This is a genomic window from Trinickia symbiotica, from assembly GCF_003028655.1.
GTDB lineage: Bacteria > Pseudomonadota > Gammaproteobacteria > Burkholderiales > Burkholderiaceae > Trinickia > Trinickia symbiotica_A.
This window is the reverse complement of record NZ_PYUC01000048.1, coordinates 1-1,433: the sequence shown is the minus strand read 5'-3', so window position 1 is coordinate 1,433 and position 1,433 is coordinate 1. Positions and strand designations below refer to the sequence as shown.

The 1,433-nt window shown below is 57.3% G+C and carries 1 protein-coding gene; it reads left to right on the top strand.

All coding sequences use genetic code 11. The annotated features are described in order from the left end of the window. The first annotated feature begins 117 nt into the window (after window positions 1-117). The gene (locus C9I57_RS32135) at window positions 118-1,137 is read left to right on the top strand and encodes an IS110 family transposase (protein WP_107154516.1); all 1,020 of its coding nucleotides are present in this window, start codon (window positions 118-120) and stop codon (window positions 1,135-1,137) included. The last annotated feature ends 296 nt before the right edge of the window (window positions 1,138-1,433 follow it).

Sequence of the window (1,433 nt, the reverse complement as noted above, 5' to 3'; positions counted from 1 at the left end):
CACGGGAAATGGAATGAACGCCTCCCGCCGGAGATGGCGGTGGAAACAAAGAAGGACGGCGGATCCTCGTCTGGCGGATCATGAGGGTTCATAGGCCAAACCAACCGGAGGCTTGAAATGAAACTCACGCCAGTAGGAGTCGACATTGCCAAGAACGTATTCCAGATCCATTACGTGGACACGGAGACGGGCGAGATCGTGAACAGGCAGATCAAGCGAGCCAGGTTTCTTGAGCACTTTGCAAACCGGGCCCCCTGTCTGATCGGCATGGAAGCCTGCGGCGGATCGCAGCACTGGGCGCGACGGCTGCTCGAAATGGGGCACCAGGTAAAGCTGATGCCGGCGAAGTTCGTCAAGGCCTTCAACATCGGCAACAAGAACGACCCGGCTGATGCGCGCGCAATCTGGCTGGCAGTCCAGCAGCCAGGCAAGGCGGTGGCGGTCAAGACCGAGGCGCAGCAGGCCGTGCTGGCGCTGCACCGGATGCGACAGCAATTAGTGAAGTTCCGCACGATGCAGATCAACAGCATACGAGGTTTGCTGACCGAGTACGGTGAAGTGATGGCTAAAGGTCGGTCCGCGTTGGATAAAGCGATAGCCGGTGTGCTCGAGAGGCTGGCCGAACGATTGCCCGCGGTACTCATTGAAACGCTACGCGAGCAGTGGAATGGGCTGGAGAAGCTGGACCGGCAGATAGCCGAGATAGAGCGACGCCTGCAGGAGTGGATGAGACAGGACAAGGCATGCAAGAGCATCGCTGAGGTACCCGGGATAGGTCTGCTGACGGCGACGGCAGCGGTTGCGACGATGGGTGACCCCAAGTCGTTCAGCTCGGGGCGCGAGTTTGCCGCATGGGTCGGTTTGGTACCTCGACAAGCCGGTTCTGGAGGGAGGGTGCTCTTGCTGGGGATCAGCAAAAGGGGAGATACGTATCTGCGCACCCTCCTGATTCACGGCGCCCGCAGTGTGCTGTACAACGCGAAGGATCCTGGGCCATGGGTTGAGCAGATCGCAAAGCGACGACCAACAAACGTGGTACTGGTAGCCCTAGCTAACAAGATGGCTCGGACAATCTGGGCGATCCTTGCCCATGATCGAAATTATGAAAAAGATTTTGTAAGTGCGAAACCCGCATGAACGATGTTACCCCGCGACACAAGATGCACACCATCTGGTAAGGGAAAAGGTTGCGTTGGCGATTGAGTGCGATGACAGATCAGGTCGGACCGTGACCCGCTAAACCTGCATATGACAGAGAGCTCCGAGCTCTTACGGAAAATGAGGTGCGAGTCAGCGGATTTCATCGGGGCCCGCAGCCAATCATCAGGCTGCAACAAGGCCGGATATAAAGCAGCAACCCAACCTAGGTCACGTCAGAGCACGCAAAAGCCTGGCAAACGGGAGGCGTTCATATAAAGTCATATCAGTATCTA